This is a genomic window from Acidovorax sp. KPB24-07 (assembly GCF_057543315.1).
This window is the reverse complement of the sequence record NZ_BAAJYS010000804.1, coordinates 1-876: the sequence shown is the minus strand read 5'-3', so window position 1 is coordinate 876 and position 876 is coordinate 1. Positions and strand designations below refer to the sequence as shown.

Below are 876 nucleotides of genomic sequence, written 5' to 3'. Positions count from 1 at the left end.
AAGCCCTGGCGCAGGCCGTGCGCGCGGGGCCGGGGCGGCGCTTCGCGCTGGCCATCATCAAGGACCTGCCGCAACAGTCGCCCCTGCTGTCCGAAGCCGACAACGCCTACGCGGCCGCCCTGGCGCACGCCTGCGAGCGCCAGGGCTTCGTGCTGGTCGAAGGGCAGGCGCTGGCCTATGTGCCCATCGACTTCGCGAGCATCGCCGACTACCTGGGCCGCCTGTCCGCCAGCCGGCGCCAGAACCTGCGCCGCAAGCTGCGCAGCCGCGCGGGGCTGGCGGTGCGCCACATCGCCACGGGCGAGGCCTTTGCCGATGACGCCGTGGTGGATGCCTACTACGCGCTGTACGAGGCCGTGTACGCGCAGAGCGAGGTGCACTTCGACCGGCTCACGCGCGGTTTCTTCGCCGCCGTGCTGCGCGATGCGTCCAGCGGCGGCATCGCCTTCGAATACCGCCACGCCGCCACGGGCGAGCTGCTGGGCTGGAACCTGTGCTACGTGCATGGCGGCCGCCTGGTGGACAAGTACATCGGGCTGGCCTACCCGGCCGCGCGCGAGGCCAACCTGTACTTCGTGAGCTGGATGGAAAACCTCGAATACGCGCTGGCGCACGGCCTCACGCACTATGTCGCCGGCTGGACGGACCCGGAGGTCAAGCGCAGCCTGGGCGCGCGCTTCACCTTCACGCGCCACGCGGTGTACGTGCGCCAGCCCGTGCTGCGCGCGCTGGCGCGGCGGTTCGCCGGGCGCTTCGAGAGCGACCGGCAGTGGCGCGACCGCGCGGAGGCCGCATGAGACCGGCCGACTGGCCACCGGTCGTGCTCGACCTCGACGGCGCCGTCGGGGCGCTGCCGGACGAGCGGCGCATCGATCT

The 876-nt window shown here is 72.3% G+C and carries 1 protein-coding gene; it reads left to right on the top strand.

Going from position 1 to position 876, the window contains the following annotated elements; genetic code table 11:
- On the top strand, positions 1–797 hold a 797-nt coding region (locus AC27IQ_RS25950; protein ID WP_487091357.1), incomplete at its 5' end, for a GNAT family N-acetyltransferase.
- Positions 798–876 lie beyond the last annotated feature (79 nt).